We start from the raw sequence: 21035 nt of genomic DNA, 5'->3' as shown, positions 1-21035 counted from the left end.
GGTTTTTTGACGTCCCGGTGGATGGAAGCGACTCGATGAAGACGTATACCGCCAAGGCTGGCGATCTGCAGCACGACTGGCACGTGGTCGATGCGACCGACGTGCCCCTCGGCCGTCTGGCCAGCACGGTGGCCCAGATTATTCGCGGCAAGCACAAGCCGACCTTCACGCCGCATATGGACGGTGGCGATTTCGTCATCGTGCTCAATGCGTCCAAGGTCAAGCTCACCGGCCGCAAGCTGAGCCAGAAGACCTACTTCCGTCACACCGGCTACATGGGTCACGACACCCACACGCCTGCGCAGGAAGTGCTCGCAAAGCATCCTGACCGCGTGATTGAAAAGGCCGTCTTCGGCATGCTGCCGAAGAACTCGCTCGCCAAGCAGAAGCTGCGCACCAAGCTGAAGGTCTATGGCGGCGCTGAGCATCCGCACGAGGCGCAGACGCCGAAGACCCTCACCGTCGCTCACGCGAAGGCCAACTGATGAGTTCTGATTCGCTCCGCTGGCAGGCCGTCGGCCGCCGCAAGACGAGCGTCGCGCGCGTCTACATCACGCCCGGCACCGGCAAGTGGGATGTCAACGGCCGTACCCTCGGCGATTACTTCCCGCGTCCGTCGCTGGTGCAGCACATCCAGCAGTCGTTCACGGCCACCGACACGCTCGGCGCGTTCGACGTCAAGGCGCACGTCGATGGCGGCGGGATGAGCGGCCAGGCCGGCGCGATGCGGCACGCGATTGCGCGCGCCCTCTGCAACGCTGATGAAGCGCACCGCCCCAAGCTCCGCACGGCTGGGCTCCTGACGCGCGATCCGCGCGCCGTCGAGCGCAAGAAGCCGGGCCAGCCTGGCGCCCGCAAGAAGTTCCAGTTCTCGAAGCGCTAGTCGCTTCCGCGGTGCCCATGTAAGGGCGCCGCTCGCGGCGCCCGGATTCGGGCGCCGAGAGATGTTCCGGGAGAACCTCCCCCGCGGGCCGACGGTGAACGGCCAACGCACGACACGCGCGCACCACTTTGGTTCGCGACGACGCACGCCTCCCGATGCCAATGCGGGTGCCCTCCGGGGTCGCAACGGCAGATGACGGAGGCGGTAGCATTAACCACCAAGGAGCTGTCTGTACTCATGGCTATGCCAACCCTGCAGGAACTGCTCGACGCCGGCACGCATTTCGGTCACCAGACTCGTCGCTGGAATCCGAAGATGCGCAAGTTCATCTTCGCCGAGCGGTCGGGCATTTATCTCATCGACCTCCAGAAGACCCTGAAGCAGCTCACGATGGCGACCGAACTGGTCCGCTCCATCGCGCTCAAGGGCGAGAACATTCTCTTCGTCTGCACCAAGCGTCAGCTCAAGGCCGTCGTCGAGGCCGAAGCACGCAATGCATCGTGTCACTGGGTCAACGAGCGCTGGCTCGGCGGTACCCTCACGAACTTCCAGACGATCAAGAAGCAGATCAAGCGTCTCCGCGACCTCGAGCAGGGTGCCGCCGAGGGCGACTTCGAGAACTACACCAAGAAGGAGCAGCTGCTGTTCTCGCGTGAACGCGAGAAGCTCTCCCGCAACCTCGAAGGGATCAAGATGATGACCCGCCTGCCGGGCGCGCTCTTCATCGTCGACGCCAAGAAGGAAAAGATCGCGATCCAGGAAGCCAATCGTCTCGGCATCCCGGTCGTGGCCATTGTCGACACCAACGCCGACCCCGACACCATCACGGTGCCGATCCCGGGCAACGACGACGCCATCCGCTCGGTGTCGCTGATCACGTCGGCGCTCTGCGACGCGATCCGCGAAGCCCGCATGGCGATGCCGGTCCGCGAAGTCGCCGGTGGCGATGACGACAACGAGACCTACTCGGCTGGCGATGGTGATGGTGCGACCGACGAAGATCGCAAGAAGCGCCGCCCCCGCCGCAAGCGGAAGGCGCGCCCCGAGGCGATCGCCGCGCGGTTGAAGCACGATCCGGCAGCGCCGGGCGACGCCGGCGCCTGACCGGGAAGGTTTTCCCGGGCTTGCGTCACTCCGCCGCCTGTCGGGCTTCAGGGCCCCGGGCGGCGGTTTCACACACGGAACCAGACACTTCAGGCAGCGTACATGTCAATGACGATCAACACCAAGGACATCTCCGCGCTCCGCGCGCGTACTGGCGCCGGGATGATGGATTGCAAGAAGGCCCTCGAAGAGGCGAATGGCGACATGTCGCTGGCCTCTGAGCTGCTGCGGAAGAAGGGCATCGCCAAGGCCGAGAAGCGCGCCGGGCGTGATGCCTCGCAGGGACTCGTCGTGATCGAGACCGCCGCCGATGGTTCGACCGGCGCGATGGTCGAGCTCAACTGCGAGACCGACTTCGTCGCGCGCAACGAGGACTTCCAGTCACTCGCGAAGCAGCTGGTGATGCACGCCCAGGCGAAGAGCCCGGTGAGCGTCACCCATGAGGCTTTCCTCGCGGAGACGCTCGACGGCAAGAGCATCGACGAAGTCGTCAAGCTCGCCTCGGGCAAGACCGGCGAAGCGATGACCGTGAAGCAGGTGGTCAAGTTCGGCGTCGCGGGCGGCGTGGTCGGCGAGTACCGTCACCACAACAGCCAGGTCGGCGTGCTGGTCGAGCTCTCCGGCGCGACTGGCGAACCGGCCCTCGCGCTGGCTCGCGAAATTGCACTGCACGTGGCGTCGGCCGATCCGGTTGCCGTCGCGATGGAAGACATCCCGGCCGAGACGCTCGACCGCGAACGTCGCATTGCCGAGGAGCAGGTCGCGGCGGAAGGGAAGCCTGAGGCGATTCGCGCCAAGATCGTCGACGGCAAGGTGAAGAAGTTCGCCCAGGAGCGCGCCCTGCTCGAGCAGCCGTTCGTGAAGGATGAATCGGTGACGATCGGCGCCCTGGTGGCAAAGCTCTCTGGCGCCAAGGTGGTTCGCTTCGCTCGCTTCAAGGTCGGCGAGGCCGCCTGATGCCAGTCGCCTACCGCCGGGCTCTTCTGAAGCTCTCCGGTGAGGCGCTGGCCGGGGACAAGGACGGGGGCCTCGACTACGCCGTAGTCGAGGCACTCGCCGAAGAGATCAAGCAGGTCAGCACGATGGGTGTCTCGCTCGGCCTCGTGGTCGGCGGCGGCAATATCGTTCGCGGGGCCACCGCGAGTCGCGAAGGACTCGATCGAGTCTCGGCCGACTATATGGGAATGCTCGCCACCGTCATCAACGCGCTGGCGCTGCAGAATGTCCTCGAGACGATGGGCGTCGAGACCCGGGTGCTCACCGCGATCCGCATGGAATCGCTGGCCGAGCCCTACATCCGTCGCCGGATGATGCGCCACCTCGAAAAGGGCCGCATCGTGATCTTCGCCGGTGGCACCGGCAACCCCTACTTCTCGACGGATACGGCTGCGGTGCTGCGGGCCCTGGAGATGGACGCGGAGGTCGTGCTCAAGGCGACCAACGTCGACGGCATCTACACTTCCGATCCGCGCAAGAACGCCGATGCTACCCTGTTGACCGAGCTCACCTTCCAGGACGCGCTCGTCAATGGATACGCCGTGATGGATGCCAATGCCTTCGGGCTCTGCCAGGCCAATGCGTTGCCGATCGTCGTCTTCAACATCAATCAGCCCGGCGCCATTGCTCGTACCCTGAGCGGCGAACGGGTCGGGACTCTCGTCCGATGACACTCGCCGAAATCGTGAAGGCATCCCGCGAAGGGATGCAGAAGGCCGTCGACAACACGAAGCGTGAACTGAGCGGCATCCGGTCGGGCAAGGCCTCGCCGGGAATGCTCGACTCGGTTCGCGTTGATGCCTACGGCTCCCAGATGCCGCTGAACCAGGTGGCGATGGTGAGCGCACCGGAGCCACGGATGCTGGCCGTGACGCCCTTCGACAAGGGGCTGACCGCCGCGATCGACAAGGCCATCCGCGATGCGAACATGGGACTCAATCCGCAGCCGCAGGGCGGGGTGATTCGCGTGCCGCTGCCGGCGCTTTCCGAGGATCGTCGCAAGGAGATGGTCAAGATCTGCGGCAAGCTCGTGGAAGAAGGCCGCGTCTCTGTGCGCGGCGCGCGGACTGACGCCATGGGGAAGATCAAGAAGGTCGAGAAGGTGCCCGAGGACGAGAAGAGCCGCGCCGAGAAGGATGTGCAGAAGCACACCGACGAGGCGATCAAGCAGATCGAGGAGCTCTTCAAGGCCAAGGAAGCCGAGATCCTCGAAGTGTGACCAGCGAGCACGCCACGCTTCTCGAACAGGTGCGCCTTCACGGCGCCATCCCGCGGCATATTGCCATCATCATGGATGGCAATGGCCGCTGGGCGCAGGAGCGTGGACTGCCGCGGTCGGCTGGGCATCAGGCAGGAATGGGCGCGGTCCGCGAAACCGTGGAAGGATGCCTTCACGCGGGTGTGCGCGTTCTCACCATCTTCGCCTTCTCGCAGGAAAACTGGCAGCGCCCTCCCGCAGAAATCGACGCGCTCATGGCCTTGCTCGAAGAGTTCGTCGGCAAGGAAGCCGAAGAGCTGCGTCAACGCGGGGTGGCCGTCCGGATGCTCGGTGACATCGCCCGGCTGTCGGCGCCGGCTCGCGCCGCCGTCGACCGCATCGAGGCCGCCACGGCCGGGGGCACCAACCTCGCCTTCAACATCTGCATCTCGTATGGAGCGCGCGCCGAAATCGTGCGGGCCGCGCAGCATCTTGCCGAGATGGTACAAAGCGGCACGCTCGCCCCGGCCGATATTGACGAGTCGAAGTTCGCCGCGGAGCTTTACACCGCCGATGTGCCGGATCCCGATCTGCTCGTTCGCACCTCGGGCGAGATGCGGGTCTCGAACTTCCTGCTCTGGCAACTCGCTTACGCCGAATTCCACGTCACCTCGGTGCTCTGGCCAGATTTCACCCGCGATGATCTCTTCGTCGCCATCCTCGACTTTCAGCGCCGCGATCGCCGCTTCGGACGCGTGAGCGCCTGAGGCTCCCGATGGATAACAACCTGGTTCGTCGCATCCTGTTTGCTGTCGTGGCCATCCCGCTGGCATTGCTGCTGGTCTGGGCGGGTGGCTGGCCGCTCGCCTTGCTCGTCGCCACCATCGCCATTCTCGGCACGCGTGAGCTCTTCGACATTGCCGAGAAGAAGGGGATCCGGCCGCTCCGGGTCACCGGGCTGCTGCTCGCCGCCGCGGGCCCGCTGCTGGTTCACGCTGCGACCACGCGCCCTGAGACGGGTCTCTGGCTTTCCCATCATTGGACCTACATCGGTGCTGGCGTGATGCTGCTGCTGCTGGCGGTGGCACTGCGCGGTCGCGGCCCGACGGATGCGCCGCTCGGTGCGGTCGCGGTCACGCTCTTTGCGGTCGCGTACACGGGGCTGCTGCCGTCGTTCCTGATCGGCATCCGCCACGGCCGCTTCGAGACGTTCTCGTGGGCCGGCACGGCGATGGTGTTCTTCCCGCTGATTGTCACCTGGGTCTGCGATAGCGCGGCGATGTTCGGCGGCCGGGCGCTCGGCGGCCCGAAGATGGCACCGACCATCTCGCCCGGGAAGACCCGCTCTGGCGGCGTGGCCGGCCTTGCTGGCGGGGTGCTGATTGCACCGCTCTTTGTCTACCTGGTCTTCCCTCGTGTGGGCATTGAAGTCGGCATCCTGCCCGCGTGTCTGATGGCGCTCGCGCTCTCGGTTGTCGGCCAACTTGGCGATCTCGCCGAATCACTCTTCAAGCGCGAGGCCGGCGTCAAGGATTCTTCGACGTTGATTCCGGGCCACGGCGGCGTGCTCGATCGCTTCGATTCCCTGTACGTCATTCTTCCCACTGCGGCGTTCTGTTACCAGTTGCTGGGATTGCTGTGAAGCGAGTCGCGCTGCTCGGTTCAACCGGTTCGATCGGTGTCAGCACGCTCCGCGTGCTCGAACGGCAGCGTGCCGGATTCGACCTCGTGGCGCTGGTGGCGGGCTCGAATCGCGAGCGGCTCGCCGAACAGGTTGCGGCGTGGAACCCGAAGTATGCCGCGCTCGTAGGCGGCAACGGTGCGACGACCTTTCCGAGTGGTCCCGAGACGCTGATTGAAGCAGCGACGCGCCCCGATGTCGACATTGTGGTGAACGCGGTGGTCGGTGCGGCCGGGCTCGATGCGACGCTCGCTGCGCTGCGCGCCGGGAAGCGGGTCGCCCTGGCCAACAAGGAGACGCTGGTGATGGCCGGGCCGCTGGTGGCCGAGGCTGCCCGGCAGGGCGGGGGCGAGGTCGTCCCGATCGATTCTGAGCACAGCGCGGTGCTGCAGTGCATGGTGGCTCAGGGCGCGGCGCCATCGCGGATCATTCTCACGGCGTCGGGTGGGCCGTTCCGGACCTGGGACCAGGAGCGGCTCGCGCTGGCGACGGTCGCGGAAGCGCTCAACCACCCGACCTGGCAGATGGGTGCCAAGATCACGGTGGACTCGGCTACGCTCGCGAACAAGGCGCTCGAAGTGATCGAGGCCCATTTTCTCTTCGGGCTGGCCTACGACGCGATCGAGGTCATCGTTCACCCGCAGAGTATCGTGCACGCGTTTGTCGAGTTTCCCGATGGCAGCACCCTGGCACAGGTCGGCTTTCCCTCGATGGAAGTCCCGATCCTGTATGCCCTGACGCACCCCGATCGTCTACCCGACGATGGCGTGCGCCGGTTCGATCCGGTGGCTGCGGGAACGCTGAGCTTCGAGCCGGTGCGGCGCGAATGCTTCGGCGCATTTGAACTCGGCATTGCGGCTGGGCGGAAGGGTGGGACAGCGCCGGCGGTCTTCAATGCCGCAAATGAAATTGCCGTCGCCGCGTTCCTCGAGGGAAAGATCCCCTTCGGGCGAATCCCGGTCGTGATCGAAGCAGCACTCCGGCGTCACGATGACGCTGGCACCATTACGCTCGATGCCGTGCGGGCCGCAGATGCGGCAGCGCGGCGTCACGCAGGGGAAGCAGTCGCATGAGCGGGTTCCTGTTCACGGTGGCGATTCTGGCGGTTGTGCTTGGCGTGCTCGTCTTTGTGCACGAGCTCGGTCATTACATGGCGGCGAAAGCCTTCGGGGTCTGGGTGCATCGCTTCGCGATCGGCATCGGCAAGCCTATTCCGGGGCTCACCTTCCAGCGCGGCGAAACCGAGTGGGCCATCGCGTGGCTTCCGCTGGGTGGCTATGTGAAGATGGCGTCGCGCGAGGAAGATCCCGCGTCGTCGGTGCTCGAAGGGGGCTCGTCGGCAGAGGTGCCGGCTGATCGCGTGTTCGAGGCGAAGCCGACCTGGCAGCGGATGGTGATCATTCTTGCCGGCGTCACGCTCAATGCGCTCTTCGCGTTGCTGGTGTTTACCGGGCTCGCGTTCAAGAACGGCCGTCAGTACGACCCGACGACGACAATTGGTCATGTTGCGGCAGAGCGTCTCCCGGTCGAGGCGAAGGAGCTCGCGTCACTTCCCACCGGTACCCGCATCACTGCCGTTGATGGCGAGAGCGTGGCCTCGTGGGACGACATCGTCGATCGCCTGACCACGGCGAAGTCGAACGAAATCAAGCTCACCTTCGCGAATCACACGCCGATGTCGGTGGCACTCCATCGCGACGCGCTTGCCGAACGCGCAAAGCTCGCGACGGCGCTGGAGCCGCTGCATCCGCCAGTAATCGGTTCGATCTCGCCGAATTATCCGGCGGCCGCGGCCGGTCTCGAAGCGGGCGACTCGATCGCCGCGATCGACGGCACTTCGATCAGCCAGTGGGCTGAGGCGGTCGAGCGAATCAAGGCGGCAGCAGGGCGAGAGCTCCGACTCGACGTGACGCGCGGTGGCGTGGCGAAGACCTTCGTGATGACACCGAAGGCCGAGCGCGAAGTTCCTGGTGACACGACCTCGGCGATGATCGGTCGGATTGGTGCGACGGTGCGCACGCCCTACCAGCGGGAGACGCTGGGTCTCGGTGGTGCGATCGGGGCGGGGGCTGAGGCCACGTGGGCGTCGGCGGGAACGATCTTCCAGACCTTCCGCGGGCTGGCCACGCGCAAGATCAGCAGCAAGGAGATCGGCGGGCCGATTCTGATTGGTCAGATGGCGGCGCAGCAAGCGCGCGCCGGGCTCGACAATCTGCTCGCGTTCATGGCGCTGATTTCGGTGAACCTCGCCGTGGTGAACCTGCTGCCCATTCCGGTGCTCGACGGCGGAGCGTTCCTGATCCTGGCGATCGAAGGGCTGATCCGTCGGCCGCTCCCCACGAAGCTGCGCGAGGTGGTCACGCTTGCCGGTCTGGCGTTGGTGGTGCTGCTGATGGTGCTCGCGTTCAGCAACGATATTCGGCGGTTGATCGGGGCGTAGCGAAGAGAGGGGGGAAGGGGGAAGGGGTGCGCCGGTGTCGCCTGAGCAGACGGGAGGCATCCGCCCGCCCGACGGCCCGGTGCGACCTGATCCATGTGCCCGAAAATCGGTCATCCATCATCCGTCATCCGTCATCCCGTTGTCAGGGCTTGCCCCCACTCGGAATCCCGGGCTATATTGCGAGGCTATCCAAGCGAACCTAAGTGTAAGCGCAGCATTGACTCAGGGCAGGAATTACTAGGCATGATCGAGAAGCAGCCCGTCATCGAGAAGCACCGCCTGCATGGCGAAGACACCGGCTCCGCCCGGGTCCAGGTCGCCCTGCTGACGACGCGAATCAACAGCCTCACCGACCATTTCCGGACCCACGCGAAGGACCATCATGGTCGCCGTGGCCTCCTGAAGATGGTCGGAACCCGGCGCCGGCTCTTGAATTACCTCAAGAGCAACGACATCTCGACTTACCGCGCCCTGGTCACTGAACTCGGCCTCCGGAACTGATCCGTAGCTGAAACTGCAAGGCGTCCCACGCGAGCACCGTGGGACGCTTTCCGTTTATGGGTGCTCAAACGCAGTGAAGGAAAATCGTGCATCGTATTGAAACGCAGTTCGCAGGCCGCCCGCTGGTCATCGAGACCGGCCGCCTCGCCAAGCAGGCCGCAGGTTCGGTTCTGGTCCAGTATGGAGAGACCACCGTCCTCGCCGCCGTCACCTGTTCGCCCAACGCCACGCATCTCCCGTTCTTCCCACTCACGGTCGAGTACAAGGAAAAGACCTACGCCGCGGGCAAGATCCCGGGTGGGTTCCTGAAGCGTGAAGGGCGTCCGTCCGACGACGAAATTCTCAATTGCCGCATCATCGACCGCTCCATCCGGCCGCTCTTTCCGGAAGGGTTCCGGAACGAAGTGCAGGTCTTCGTGACCGTGCTCTCGACCGACCAGGAGAATGAGTCCGATGTGATCGGCGTGCTGGCCGCCTCGGCCGCACTCGCCATCTCGCAGATTCCCTGGAACGGCCCGATTGCCGCTGCGCGCGTCGGCAAGGTCGAGGACAACTGGATCCTCAACCCGACCTTCCAGCAGCTCGAGTTCTCGTCGCTCGATCTCGTCGTCGCCGGCCTCGCTGATTCGATCATGATGGTCGAAGGTGGCGCGAATGAAGTCAGCGAAGCCGAAGTCCTCGACGGCCTCAAGGTCGCGCAGGTCGGCATCATCGAGCAGGTGAAGCTGATCGCGGACCTGGTCGCCAAGGTCGGCAAGCCGAAGATGAAGTGGGAAGCGCCGGCCAAGAACGCCGACATCGTCAAGGCCGTGAAGACCGCGGCCGAGAAGGCGATGGCCAAGGCGATGAACGCGAAGGACAAGGCGGGTCGCGCGGCTGGTGTCCACAGCGTGCGTGAAGAAGTTAAGGCGAAGCTGCTCGAGAACTTCCCTGACAACGCCAAGGACATCGCCAACGAACTCGAGGAAGTCGAGTACACGGTGATGCGTGCCCAGATCCTCGACAAGGGCGAGCGTATCGACGGTCGCGATGGCGATACCATCCGTCCGATCACGCCGGAAGTCGGCGTCGTGCCGCGTGTGCACGGCTCGGCCGTCTTCACCCGTGGCGAGACGCAAGCGTTCGTCGCCGTCACCCTCGGCACCGCCGATGACGAGCAGCGCATCGACTCGATCGAAGTGCCGGGCGAGTCGAAGAAGTCGTTCATGCTTCACTACAACTTCCCGCCGTACTCCACCGGTGAAGTTCGTCCGCTGCGCGGCACCTCGCGTCGCGAGATCGGGCACGGTGCCCTGGCCGAGCGGGCGATTCATCCGCTCCTCCCGGCGACCGCCGACTTCCCGTACACCATCCGCATCGTCTCGGAAATTCTCGAGTCGAACGGCTCCTCGTCGATGGCCACCGTGTGTGGTTCGTCCCTGGCGCTGATGGATGCCGGCGTGCCGGTCAAGGCCGCCTGCGCTGGTGTGGCGATGGGGCTCATCAAGGAAGGCGATCGCATCGCCATCCTCACCGACATCCTGGGCACCGAGGATCACCTCGGCGACATGGACTTCAAGGTGGCCGGCACCGAGCAGGGCATCACCTCGATCCAGATGGACATCAAGATTGCCGGGCTGTCGCTCGACATCATGAAGACCGCGCTGGAGAAGGCCCACAAGGGTCGCCTCCACATCCTGGGCGAGATGAACAAGATCATCAAGACCCAGCGCGACGAGATGTCGCCGTGGGCGCCGCGGATCTTCACGATCCAGATCAAGCCGGACAAGATCGGCGACGTGATCGGCCCCAAGGGCAAGACCATCCGCGGCATTCAGGATGCTTCTGGCGCCAAGGTCAACATCGACGACACCGGTCTGATCACGATCGCCGCCGTGGGTGCCGAAGCTGGCGCCAAGGCGCGCGAGATGGTGATGGGCATCGTTGCCGAGCCGATTGTCGGCACCATCTACACCGGCCCGATCAAGAGCATTACCGCGTTCGGCGCGTTCGTCGAGATCATGCCGGGCGTCGAAGGGCTGCTGCACATCTCGGAGATCGACCACAAGCGGGTCGAGAAGACCGAGGACGTGCTCAAGAAGGGTGAGATGGTCACGGTGAAGCTGCTGGAAGTCGACGAGCGCGGCCGGATGCGCCTGTCACGGAAGGCGCTCCTCCCGAAGGAATGAGTAGTCCGTCGGTGCGTACCGTCCAGCTCGACGATTCGCTCTTTCGCACCGACGCCCCGAACGGACTCGTGGTCGTGACCGAACGCCTCCCAGGCGTACGGTCAGCGGCCGCCGGGATCTGGGTCCGATCGGCAAGCGGGCACGAAGCCCGCGCCAAGATGGGGGTCTCCCATCTCCTCGAACATATGGTTTTCAAGGGCACCGAGCGTCGCACCGCGCGAGAGATCGCGGTGTCGCTCGAGGCCCGCGGCGGCTCGCTCGACGCCTATACTTCCCGCGACACGACCTCGTTCCAGGCGCATGTCCTCGATGCGGACCTGCCGCTTGCGCTCGACGTTCTCACCGATCTGGTGCGCAAGCCGCTGTTGCGCGAGAGCGACCTCGAGCTCGAACGGAACGTGGTGCTTGAAGAGCTCAACGGGGTGCAGGACACGCCAGACGATCTGGTGTTCGAACTCTGGGGCGAGACGCTCTGGCCGGAGCATCCCTACGGCTATTCGATCCTCGGCACGGCCGAGACGGTAGGGAATCTCGGGACGGCGGATCTGCGCGATCTGCACGTCAGTAACTACTACCCTGGCAATTGCGTCATAGCCGTGGCCGGGCATATCGAACACACTCAGGTGCTTGAGCTGCTGGCAGGGCTCGGCTGGTTCGAGGGAGAGAAGCAGGCTCCCCGTGCGATTGTGGTCGCGGCCCCCGCGGTCCGGGCGGCCACCCGCGTCGAGGTCAGCAAGCTCCAACAGGTCCACGCCGTGCTGGGTACGGACAGCATCGCGGCCAATGATCCGCGTCGCTTCGGCCTCGCGCTGATCAGTGCCGTGCTTGGCGGGGGGATGTCGAGCCGGCTCTTTCAGCGGGTGCGTGAAGAGCTGGGCCTCTGCTACGCCGTCTACGCCTGGCACTCGGCCTACCGTGCCGCGGGTACATTTGGGGTGTATGTCGGAACCGCACCGGCCACGGCCGACCAGGCCATTGCCGCGATTCGTGAGGAGCTGGCCCTGATGGCCCGGGAAGGGCTCCCCGAGGCGGACCTGGTCGATGGCAAGGGGCAGTTGAAGGGATCGCTCATGCTGGCGCTGGAGAGCACGACCAGCCGGATGCATCGGCTGGCCACGCACGTCCTGCAGGATGAACCGTACCGCCCCCTCGACGAGGTACTCCGCCTCGTGGATGGTGTCACACGCGAAGAGTCGGTGGCGCTGGCCGCCGAGTTCCTCGCCCCGGAGCGGATGACGACTGTCCGCCTCGGTCCGACCCGTTGACCCTTTCGAAGCGCGCCTCAGGCGCGCAAGCGAGATCGCGATGCTGATTGGCGTGCCGAAGGAGATCAAGACCAACGAGAACCGTGTCGGCCTGGTGCCGTCAGGTGTCGAATCCCTCGTTCGCGAGGGCCACAAGGTGCAGGTCGAGACCGGAGCCGGTCTTGGCAGCGGCTTCTCCGACGAGAACTACATCGCGGCCGGCGCCTCCATCGCGCCTGATGCCGATGCGACGTGGGCGAAGGCCGACATGATCGTCAAGGTCAAGGAGCCGATCGCGGTAGAATGGCCGCGGATGCGTCCGGGCCTGGTGATGTACACCTACTTCCACTTCGCCGCCGATGAGCCGCTCACGCGGGCCGTGATGAAGTCGGGGGCCATTGCCGTGGCCTACGAGACCGTGCAGCTCCCCGGTGGCCAGCTGCCATTGCTGACGCCGATGTCGGAAGTCGCCGGCCGCCTCGCGGTGCAGGAAGGGGCCAAGTACAACGAGAAGCTCTTCGGCGGCCGCGGCGTACTGCTGGGCGGCGTGCCGGGTGTCAATCCGGCGAAGGTCGTCATCATCGGTGGCGGCGTCGTGGGGATCAACGCGGCGAAGATGGCGGCAGGTCTGGGCGCCAACGTGACGCTGCTGGACAATTCGCTCGACCGGCTCCGCTACCTCGATGATGTGCTTCCGGCGAACGTGAACACGGTCTTCTCGAACCGGCACAATATCCTCGATGCGGTCAAGGACGCCGACCTGATCATCGGGGCGGTGCTCATTCCGGGCAAGAAGGCCCCGCACCTCATCACGCGGGAAGATCTCAAGAGCATTCCCGATGGTTGCGTGATCGTTGACGTTGCTGTCGACCAGGGCGGCTGTGTCGAAACCATCAAGCCGACCACGCACGAGAACCCGACCTACTTCGTCGAAGGCGTGTTGCACTACGCCGTCGCGAACATGCCGGGTGCGGTGCCTCGGACCTCGACGCTGGCGCTGACGAACGCCACGCTCCCTTACGCCATCAAGCTCGCGAATCTGGGGTGGAAGGAAGCCTGCAAGCGCGACAACGCGCTCAAGCTCGGCCTCAACGTCGTCGACGGCAAGATTGTCTATGCCGGCGTCGCCGAAGCGTTCGGACTCGACTGCACTGACGTTGACTCCGTCCTCTAGTACCGGCGCGGCCATTCAACTCCTCGTCGTGCGATTGCCGCACGGCGAGGGGTTGCCGCTTCCGACCCGTGCTACCAGCGGCGCGGCAGGAATGGACATCGTGTCGGCGGTGGAGACGGTCATTGCGCCGGGTGCGCGCGGGCTGGTGCCGACCGGGCTCTCGGTGGCGGTACCCGATGGCTACGAATTGCAGCTGCGGCCGCGCTCAGGCCTCGCACTCAAGCACGGGATTACGCTGCCGAACACGCCGGCCACCATAGATTCGGATTATCGTGGCGAGCTGCAGGTGATCCTGATCAATCTGGGAAGCGAGCCGTTCGTGATTCACCGCGGCGACCGGATCGCGCAGGCGCTGGTGCAGAAGGTGGAGCTGGTGGACTTCGTCGAAGTCGCCGAGTTGCCGCCCAGCGGGCGCGGGGCGGGGGGATTCGGGAGTACCGGGCGGTAGCAGTAAATCGGGGCGGCTACTGGCCGCCCTTTCGCTTCATTGCCGCCACGCGCTGCGGCAAGCCGAATAGCCGGATAAAGCCTGCTGCATCACTCTGCTGATAGACGTTGTCCTCGCCAAAAGTCACCGTTGCTTCGTCGTACAGGGAATTCGGGCTCGCCCGCCCGACCACGTGACACGATCCCTTGAAGAGCCGCATCGTCGCGGTCCCGGTCACGAATCGCTGCGTGCTTGCCACGAATGCATCGTAGGCCTCGCGCTCGGTAGTCCACCAGCGCCCTTCGTAGACGAGGTCAGCGTAGCGCGGCGCAATCACGTCCTTGGCCGCCAGCGTACGGCGGTCGAGGACCAGCTGCTCCAGTTCAGAATGCGCCGCGTAGAGGATGGTCCCGCCGGGCGTCTCGTAGACACCGCGCGACTTCATCCCGACCAGCCGATCCTCGACGATGTCGGCGCGACCGACGCCGTGCTTTGCGCCGAGAGCATTCATCGCGGTGAGCAATTCGACCGGGCCCATCGCAACGCCGTTGACTGACACAGGCGTGCCGTTCTCGAAGCCGACCACGACATCCTCGGGTTCGTTCGGCGCGAGACGTGGGTCGGTCGTCATCAGGTACATGTCCTCGAAGGGCGCCTTCGATGGATCTTCGAGAATTCCCCCCTCGTGCGAGAGGTGCCAGAGATTCCGGTCGCGCGAGTAGAGCTTCTCCTTGGTGGCGGCAACCGGCACGTGGTGCGCGGCAGCGTAGCGGAGCGCGTCTTCGCGCGAGCGGATATCCCAGATCCGCCACGGGGCGATGACTTCGAGTTCTGGCGCGAAGGCCATGTAGGTGAGCTCGAAGCGAACCTGGTCGTTCCCCTTGCCGGTGCAGCCGTGGGCCAGGGCATCGGCGCCTACCGCGCGTGCGACTTCCACCTGTGCCTTGGCGATGATCGGACGCGCCATCGACGTACCCAACAGGTAGGTCCGCGAGTAGACCGCCCCGGCCCGCAGCGTTGGGAAGACGAAATCGCGCACGAACTCGGTCCGGAGATCGAGGATGTGGCACTCCGCCGCCCCCGATGCCAGGGCCTTCTGGTGCACATCCGCCAGCTCATCTCCCTGTCCGATATCGGCAGCCACGCAGACCACCCGCGCCCCAGGGTAATGCTCCCGGAGCCAGGGCACGATGATGGACGTGTCGAGGCCACCAGAGTATGCGAGCGCGATGGTACGGGTCACGAGATGAGATCCGGGCGGGAGGGTAGGCGATCCTTCGTGCCTAGTATGGAGAAGCCCGACGGAGGGGACAAGCTCCGCTCGGATTGTTTTCAATCGAAAGTGTGGCTTGTGAGTAAGTGCTCACGGCTAACCCCCGTGAGCAGGCGCTCAGGTCGCCTCGGAGATTCAGAGGCAACTCCGCTGGCCACATAATGTTGCGGCTTGCCGCAGCCGCGCACGCACCCCTATCTTGGCGGGAACGTCTTACCTGGCGGCCGGTCACGTGAAATTCCCAAACTTCGGTTCCTTCCTCCCCGCGAACGAAATCGCGGTCGACCTCGGCACGGCGAACACCCTCATTTATGTAAAGGGTGAAGGCATCGTGTTGAACGAACCTTCGGTCGTTGCCATCGAGAAGGCGACTGGTCGCGTAAAAGGGATTGGGCTCGAAGCGAAACGGATGCTGGGTCGCACACCGGAAGCCATTATCGCCGTCCGGCCGATGCGCGACGGCGTGATCGCGGATTTCGATGTGACCGAGAAGATGCTGCGCTACTTCCTCAAGACGATCATCGACAAGCATTTCTTCCGGGTCAAGCCGAAGGTGATTGTGGCGGTGCCGTCCGGCATCACTGAGGTGGAACGTCGTGCCGTGCGCGACTCGGCCGAGACCGCCGGCGCGAAGCAGGTGCTGATGGTGGCCGAACCGATGGCCGCGGCGATCGGGGTGGGGCTGCCGGTGGATACACCGACGGGCAACATGGTCATCGACATCGGCGGCGGCACCACCGAGATCGCTGTCATCGCGTTGAGCGGCATCGTTTCCGATACATCGATCCGCATCGGCGGAGATGAATTCGATCAGGCGATCGTGATGTTCATGCGCAAGAATTACAATCTGCTGATCGGTGAGCCCACCGCTGAACTCATCAAGATCAAGGTCGGCTCGGCCTACCCGTCTGGTGATGAGCGCGAGATGGAAGTGAAGGGGCGCGACCTGGTGAGCGGCATCCCCAAGACGGTGCGGGTGCACTCCACCGAAATCCGCGAGGCGGTGCAGGAGCCGGTCCAGCAGATCGTAGACGCCGTGCGGCGTGCGCTCGAAATCACCCCGCCGGAATTGGCCTCCGACATCGTCGATCGCGGCATCGTGATGACGGGCGGTGGCGCCCTCATTCGCGGCCTCGACCTGCTCCTCTCCCAGGAGACCGGTCTCCCGATTCACGTCGATGAAGATCCACTGACCTGCGTGGTACGCGGGACCGGTCGGATCCTCGACGACTTCGAGAAGTACCGCAGCGTCCTGACCACCTGACGTCCTGACGATGCGCGATCAGGGAGGGGGCGAAACCGCCCGGAGCGACCTGGTCCTCTTCGCCGGGTGTGTCCTGCTCGCGCTGATCGCCCTCGCTCTCCCGCGTCCCTGGGCCGAGTCGCTCACCAACACGATCCGCAAGACAGCACTTCGCCCGATGGTGGCCGCGCAGTCACGCGCGGTCGCCGATCGCACGGCTCGCGAAGGTCTCCGGGTGATTGAACACAGCCGTGATTCGCTCGCGTTGCTGGTGCAGGGTTTCGGTGCGACCCGTCGCGAGAATGACAACCTTCGCGCGTTGCTCGATCTGCGGCCACGGCTCACACAGGCATATCTCCCCGCCGAGATTCTCCACCAACCTGCCGTCACTGACGATCGCATGGCGTTGCTCAATGTCGGATCTGCCGACGGCGTGCACCAGTTCGACCCCGTCGTCACCGCGGCCGGATTGATCGGCTACATCTGGTCGACGAGCCCGCATTCGAGCGCGGCCTACACCTGGACGCACCCCGAGTTTCGTGCGGCCGCAGTCACCGCCAATGGCAGTGTGACCGGGCTGATTTCGGCGAGTCCGAGCACCGACGCTTCGCGCACGGTCCTCCAGCTCAGGGGGGTGGCGTTGCGCGATTCGCTGGCGGTCGGGACCGCGGTCTTTACCTCCGGCCTGGGCGGGGTCTTCCCCCGGGGAATCCCGATCGGGCGGGTCAGCGCGATCGAGCGCGATCAATTCGGTTATGAGCGGGTCTACCGGGTCACCCCCTACTCGCATCCGGCGCTGGCGACCCACGTCCTGGTCCTGACCTCGCCGAGAGATTCGCTATTCCTGCCCTTGCCGCCATCCGATTCCGCGCGCAAGGCCGATTCGCTCCGCAAAGTGGCAGCACAGCGGATGCTGGATTCGCTCCGGAAGGCGGCCGACACACTGCCGCGCAAGGATTCGCTCCGATGAGCTCGGTCTGGACCGGTGAGGGCCCGCGGCGGCGTCGCTCGAGCGACAAGTTCCGTGTCGGCGTCGTGATCGCGGCACTCCTGCTGCTGGAGTTCTATCTCCGTCCTTCGCTGATCGAAGGCCGCGGAATGCCCGACTTCCTGATGCTGGCGTTGCTGCTGCTGGCCATCCGCCAGCGGCCTGGTACTGCTGCCGTGATCGGCTTTGCCGTGGGCCTGATGGTCGATGTGCTGACGCCCGCCCGCTTCGGTGCTGGCATCCTGGCGCACGTGCTGGTGGGCTGGGGCGCAGCGTGGGGGCGATCGGTCTTCTTCGCTGACAACCTGCTCGTGACCGCTGGCGTCTTCTTCCTCGGGACCTGGGCGCGCAATCTGCTGGTGCTGCTCTTCAGCGGAACGTCGCCAGGTCGGCTGTTGACGGAACTGCTGGTCTGGTCACCGTTGCAGGGGCTCACGACTGCAGCGGTCGGTGTGGTGATCGTGATGCTCTTCCGCGACTGGCTCGCGATCCGGATGGACCAGTGAGCGTCTTTGCGTCGTTCGAGGTCGCGCGTCGCGCCGAAGGGGCGCGCTGGATTCTCGGTGTCACTTTCCTCGCGCTGAGCGGTGCCTTCTTCAAGGCGCAGGTGCTCGAGCACGACAAGTTCAAAGTGGAGGCCGGCTCCAACCGCCTCCGCCCCATCAAGCTGCCCTCGCCACGTGGCGATATCCTGGATCGGAACGGCCTTCCGATCGCGGAAAATGTGCCGGGTTATTCCATCAAGCTGCTGGCCGCGAACGAGGATTCCTTGCGCGCAGTGCTCGCGCGGCTGCTCTCGTATGTGCCAGCGGATTCAGTCAATGCTGACGCCGTCGTGCGGCGCTGGCGCGTCGCGACGTTCCAGCCGGTGCAAGTGTTCGCGTCGGGAGAGGATCGTCTCGTGGCGATCCTCGAGGAGCACCGCGCTGCGCTCCCTGGGCTGGTGATCCAGGCCGAACCGCGGCGCACCTACCCGCACGGCGAAGCGGTGGCCCACCTCGTCGGGTACGTCAGCGAGATCAGTGACGCCGAGATGAAAGCGGGGACCTTCGGCGATGTCGGGATGGGCGAAATCGTCGGCAAGCAGGGGCTCGAGGTCGAATACGATTCGCTGCTCCGAGGTCAGCAGGGAACGCGCTACGTCGAAGTGACCGCGCGTGGACGCACTGTGCGCGACCAGCCCAACAGCGGATCAGTCCGACCGGTGGCCGGCTCCACGATGCGCACCACGATCGACCTGCCATTGCAGCTCTTCATTGATTCGATGTGGCGGGCCGACTTGCCCGAGAAGCGCGGCGCGATGGTCGCGATGACGCCGAAGGGTGAGATCCTCGCCTACTACTCCCACCCGGGCTTCGATCCGAATGCCTTCATCGGGGGGATCAGCGCAGAAGACTACGCTGTCTATCACGAAGATTCGAACCACCCCCTCATCGATCGGGTGATCAACGGGCGCTATCCGCCGGCATCGCCATTCAAGCTGGCGATTGCCACGATGGCGCTGCGGCGTGGCCTGGTCACCATGGATTCGCGGATGCCGGTGCCGTGCAGCGGTGGACTTCGATTTGGCAATCGAGTGTTCAAGTGCTGGAAGCGGGACGGTGGGCACGGCTCCCTGACGCTCACAGAAGCGATCAAGACCTCGTGTGACGTCTACTTCTATCAGCTGGGCCAGCTGATCGGTCGCGATGGCTTGCTGGAGGATGGACAGGCGCTCGGATTCTCCGACATGAGCGGCATCGATCTGGAGCAGGAGAAGCGCAGTATTTTTCCGCGGGGGATGAAGGACTACATCAACTCGCGCGGCCTCTCGACCTGGTCCAATGGCGAAGTCCTCAACCTCTCGATCGGTCAGGGCCGAAACACCCAGACGCTCATCAACATGGTGTCGTTCTATGCTGCACTCGCGGGCGACGGCATCAAGCGGCCGCCCCATATCTACGAGCCCCGACCAGGCACGAAGACGTACGATCTTGGCCTCAAGCCGGAACAGCTCCTCGGGCTGCGGCATGCGATGGCCGAGGTGGTTCGTAGCGGCACCGCCGGCGCATCGGGCGGTCGCGAGTTTGACGTGGCCGGCAAGACGGGATCGGGCCAGGTCAGCAACCAGAAGGACATCGGCTGGTTCATCGGTTTCGCACCGGCCGATTCCGCGAAGATCGTGGTCGGGATTCAGGTCGAAGAGGGCGAACACGGCGCGCTGGTGGCGAAGTATGTGGTGAAGGCGATCGGCCGCTTTCTCCAGGGTCCGGGCTCGCCGGCCATCCGGACCGAGTACCAGCTTCCCATCAGCGAAGACACCACTCCGGCCGCTGATTCTCTTGCGCCGGATACGACGCGAGCGGTGACCAGACCGGCGACTCCGGCAGCCAAGCCACCGGCACGGAAGCCAGGACAGCGCCGATGAATCGCGGGCTGGACAAGGTGCTCCTCGTCGTGGTCGTGATTCTGGCGATCCTTGGAGTCCTGGTGCTCTACTCGGCCGGCCAGACTGACCTGCGCACCGGCGCCGAAGGGAAGTGGCTTCGGCAGCTGGCGTGGCTCGCCGCGGGGACAATCTGTGCTGCCCTGGCCTATCGCCTCTCTTTCCGGATTCTGGAGTGGGCCGCGCCGTGGGCCTATGGACTCGGGCTCGGGCTGCTCGCCCTGACGCTGGTCATCGGCAAGGGATTCGGCACCGGCGCCGGCAGCAAGAGCTGGCTGGCGATCGGTGACATCCGGCTGGGTCAGCCGGTGGAGGTCGCCAAGCTCGCGACCATCCTGATGCTGGCGCGCTGGCTCGCCGCCCGACGCGAGCCACCGAATACGCTGCGGGGTCTCTTCGCACCCGTGATGATCGCGTTTGTCCCCGCCTTGCTGGTGCTCAAGCAACCCGATCTTGGCAGCGCGATCGTCTTTGCCGGAGTGCTCTTCGCGATGCTCTACTGGGCCGGCGTTGCGCCGTCGCTGCTGGTGTTGCTGGCGTCGCCGGTGGTGTCGCTGATGCTGGCGTGGAATACCTCGCTCTGGAGCGCCTGGATGGTGGTGCTCTTCGTCCTGCTGCTGATCTGGCGCCCATTCATCTTCGAGGCGATCGCGGTGTATGTCGCCAACTCGGCGATGGGTGTGATCTATATCGTGGTCTGGGGCAAGATGGCGAAGTACCAGCAGGAGCGGATCCTCTCGTTCCTGAATCCCGAGAACTATCGCAAGGGCCCGGGATACCAGGCGATCCAGTCCAAGGTCGCAATTGGATCAGGCGGATGGTTCGGGACGGGGTTCACGCTTGGAACGCAGAAACGTTCGGGGTACATCCCGGAACACTGGACCGATTTCGTCTTCGCAGTCGTAGGGGAAGAGTTCGGATTCGTGGGGGTCGTCGTGGTGCTCGCGTTGTTGCTGACGCTCCTCTTCATTCTGATCCGGATCGCCCGGCGTGCCAGCGACCCTTACGCCTCGTTGTGCGTCTTCGGAATAGTGGGGCTGATCTTCACGCATATCTACGAAAACATCGGAATGAGTGTCTCACTTATGCCGATCACGGGGATTCCGCTGCCATTCTTCTCGTTCGGCGGCTCGTTCCTGATTGCGATGTTCATCGCCCTGGGGCTCGCATTCCGGGCTTCGGAAGAGGCGAGAGCCTCTGGCTATCTGGAGTCCTGACAAGGACTTAGCTGTCAAGGTCTTGCGCAGACTCAGGTCGCGCCCCAGCTTGTATGGTCCGTCGGATCTCCCC

21 protein-coding genes are annotated in these 21035 nt (G+C 64.8%); 20 read left to right on the top strand and 1 reads right to left on the bottom strand.

The annotated features are described in order from the left end of the window. Positions 1 to 35 precede the first annotated feature (35 nt). From rplM to dut, 15 genes are all read left to right on the top strand, one after another. Positions 36 to 485 carry a 50S ribosomal protein L13 gene (gene rplM / locus V4558_10850; GenBank protein MES2306001.1) on the top strand — a complete coding sequence of 150 codons (450 nt, stop codon included), beginning with the start codon at positions 36 to 38 and terminating at the stop codon, positions 483 to 485. Further along, the gene (rpsI, locus tag V4558_10845) at positions 485 to 883 is read left to right on the top strand and encodes a 30S ribosomal protein S9 (GenBank protein MES2306000.1); all 399 of its coding nucleotides are present in this window, start codon (positions 485 to 487) and stop codon (positions 881 to 883) included. Before rplM ends, rpsI begins: the two co-directional genes overlap by 1 nt. Before the next feature lie 237 nt (positions 884 to 1120). Beyond that, positions 1121 to 1987 carry a 30S ribosomal protein S2 gene (gene rpsB, locus V4558_10840; protein MES2305999.1) on the top strand — a complete coding sequence of 289 codons (867 nt, stop codon included), beginning with the start codon at positions 1121 to 1123 and terminating at the stop codon, positions 1985 to 1987. Positions 1988 to 2095: 108 nt separating this feature from the next. After that, positions 2096 to 2944, top strand: a complete 849-nt coding sequence (gene tsf, locus V4558_10835; protein MES2305998.1) for a translation elongation factor Ts — start codon at positions 2096 to 2098, stop codon at positions 2942 to 2944. Further along, a complete protein-coding gene (pyrH, locus tag V4558_10830) occupies positions 2944 to 3654 on the top strand; it encodes a UMP kinase (protein MES2305997.1) in 711 nt (236 codons plus the stop codon). The genes tsf and pyrH overlap by 1 nt, the downstream gene beginning before the upstream one ends. Continuing rightward, a complete protein-coding gene (gene frr / locus V4558_10825; GenBank protein MES2305996.1) occupies positions 3651 to 4202 on the top strand; it encodes a ribosome recycling factor in 552 nt (183 codons plus the stop codon). The genes pyrH and frr overlap by 4 nt, the downstream gene beginning before the upstream one ends. Continuing rightward, positions 4199 to 4948, top strand: coding sequence for an isoprenyl transferase (locus tag V4558_10820; protein MES2305995.1), 750 nt, complete (start codon positions 4199 to 4201; stop codon positions 4946 to 4948). Before frr ends, V4558_10820 begins: the two co-directional genes overlap by 4 nt. A gap of 8 nt (positions 4949 to 4956) precedes the next feature. After that, positions 4957 to 5823 carry a phosphatidate cytidylyltransferase gene (locus V4558_10815; GenBank protein MES2305994.1) on the top strand — a complete coding sequence of 289 codons (867 nt, stop codon included), beginning with the start codon at positions 4957 to 4959 and terminating at the stop codon, positions 5821 to 5823. After that, positions 5820 to 6935, top strand: a complete 1116-nt coding sequence (gene dxr, locus V4558_10810) for a 1-deoxy-D-xylulose-5-phosphate reductoisomerase (protein MES2305993.1) — start codon at positions 5820 to 5822, stop codon at positions 6933 to 6935. The genes V4558_10815 and dxr overlap by 4 nt, the downstream gene beginning before the upstream one ends. Continuing rightward, positions 6932 to 8302 (top strand): RIP metalloprotease RseP, encoded by a 1371-nt coding sequence (rseP, locus tag V4558_10805; GenBank protein ID MES2305992.1) that lies wholly within the window; start codon positions 6932 to 6934, stop codon positions 8300 to 8302. Before dxr ends, rseP begins: the two co-directional genes overlap by 4 nt. A 243-nt stretch (positions 8303 to 8545) precedes the next feature. Continuing rightward, on the top strand, positions 8546 to 8803 hold the full coding sequence (gene rpsO / locus V4558_10800; GenBank protein MES2305991.1) for a 30S ribosomal protein S15: 258 nt from the start codon (positions 8546 to 8548) through the stop codon (positions 8801 to 8803). Between the two features lie 86 nt (positions 8804 to 8889). Next, positions 8890 to 10971, top strand: coding sequence for a polyribonucleotide nucleotidyltransferase (gene pnp / locus V4558_10795; protein MES2305990.1), 2082 nt, complete (start codon positions 8890 to 8892; stop codon positions 10969 to 10971). After that, positions 10968 to 12236: a pitrilysin family protein gene (locus V4558_10790; GenBank protein MES2305989.1), complete on the top strand. Its 1269-nt coding sequence runs from the start codon at positions 10968 to 10970 to the stop codon at positions 12234 to 12236. The genes pnp and V4558_10790 overlap by 4 nt, the downstream gene beginning before the upstream one ends. Before the next feature lie 40 nt (positions 12237 to 12276). After that, positions 12277 to 13389 carry an alanine dehydrogenase gene (ald, locus tag V4558_10785; protein ID MES2305988.1) on the top strand — a complete coding sequence of 371 codons (1113 nt, stop codon included), beginning with the start codon at positions 12277 to 12279 and terminating at the stop codon, positions 13387 to 13389. Beyond that, a complete protein-coding gene (dut, locus tag V4558_10780) occupies positions 13331 to 13837 on the top strand; it encodes a dUTP diphosphatase (protein MES2305987.1) in 507 nt (168 codons plus the stop codon). The genes ald and dut overlap by 59 nt, the downstream gene beginning before the upstream one ends. 16 nt (positions 13838 to 13853) lie before the next feature. On the opposite strand, the gene V4558_10775 is transcribed toward dut, so the two are convergent. Next, the gene (locus V4558_10775; GenBank protein MES2305986.1) at positions 13854 to 15059 is read right to left on the bottom strand and encodes an argininosuccinate synthase; all 1206 of its coding nucleotides are present in this window, start codon (positions 15057 to 15059) and stop codon (positions 13854 to 13856) included. Between the two features lie 262 nt (positions 15060 to 15321). On the opposite strand from V4558_10775, the gene V4558_10770 reads away from it, so the two are divergent. The 5 genes from V4558_10770 to rodA are packed head-to-tail and all read left to right on the top strand — an operon-like array spanning position 15322 to position 20962. After that, complete coding sequence (locus tag V4558_10770) at positions 15322 to 16353, top strand: rod shape-determining protein (protein ID MES2305985.1); 1032 nt, start codon at positions 15322 to 15324, stop codon at positions 16351 to 16353. Positions 16354 to 16363: 10 nt separating this feature from the next. Then, a complete protein-coding gene (mreC, locus tag V4558_10765) occupies positions 16364 to 17302 on the top strand; it encodes a rod shape-determining protein MreC (GenBank protein MES2305984.1) in 939 nt (312 codons plus the stop codon). Continuing rightward, on the top strand, positions 17299 to 17826 hold the full coding sequence (mreD, locus tag V4558_10760) for a rod shape-determining protein MreD (GenBank protein ID MES2305983.1): 528 nt from the start codon (positions 17299 to 17301) through the stop codon (positions 17824 to 17826). Before mreC ends, mreD begins: the two co-directional genes overlap by 4 nt. Further along, complete coding sequence (mrdA, locus tag V4558_10755) at positions 17823 to 19727, top strand: penicillin-binding protein 2 (GenBank protein ID MES2305982.1); 1905 nt, start codon at positions 17823 to 17825, stop codon at positions 19725 to 19727. The genes mreD and mrdA overlap by 4 nt, the downstream gene beginning before the upstream one ends. After that, positions 19724 to 20962 (top strand): rod shape-determining protein RodA, encoded by a 1239-nt coding sequence (rodA, locus tag V4558_10750; GenBank protein ID MES2305981.1) that lies wholly within the window; start codon positions 19724 to 19726, stop codon positions 20960 to 20962. Before mrdA ends, rodA begins: the two co-directional genes overlap by 4 nt. Positions 20963 to 21035: the final 73 nt, after the last annotated feature.

It is taken from the genome of Gemmatimonadota bacterium (assembly GCA_040388535.1).
GTDB lineage: Bacteria > Gemmatimonadota > Gemmatimonadetes > Gemmatimonadales > GWC2-71-9 > Palsa-1233.
Note: the sequence above shows the minus strand (reverse complement) of the source record. Positions and strands in the feature narration are given on the sequence as shown.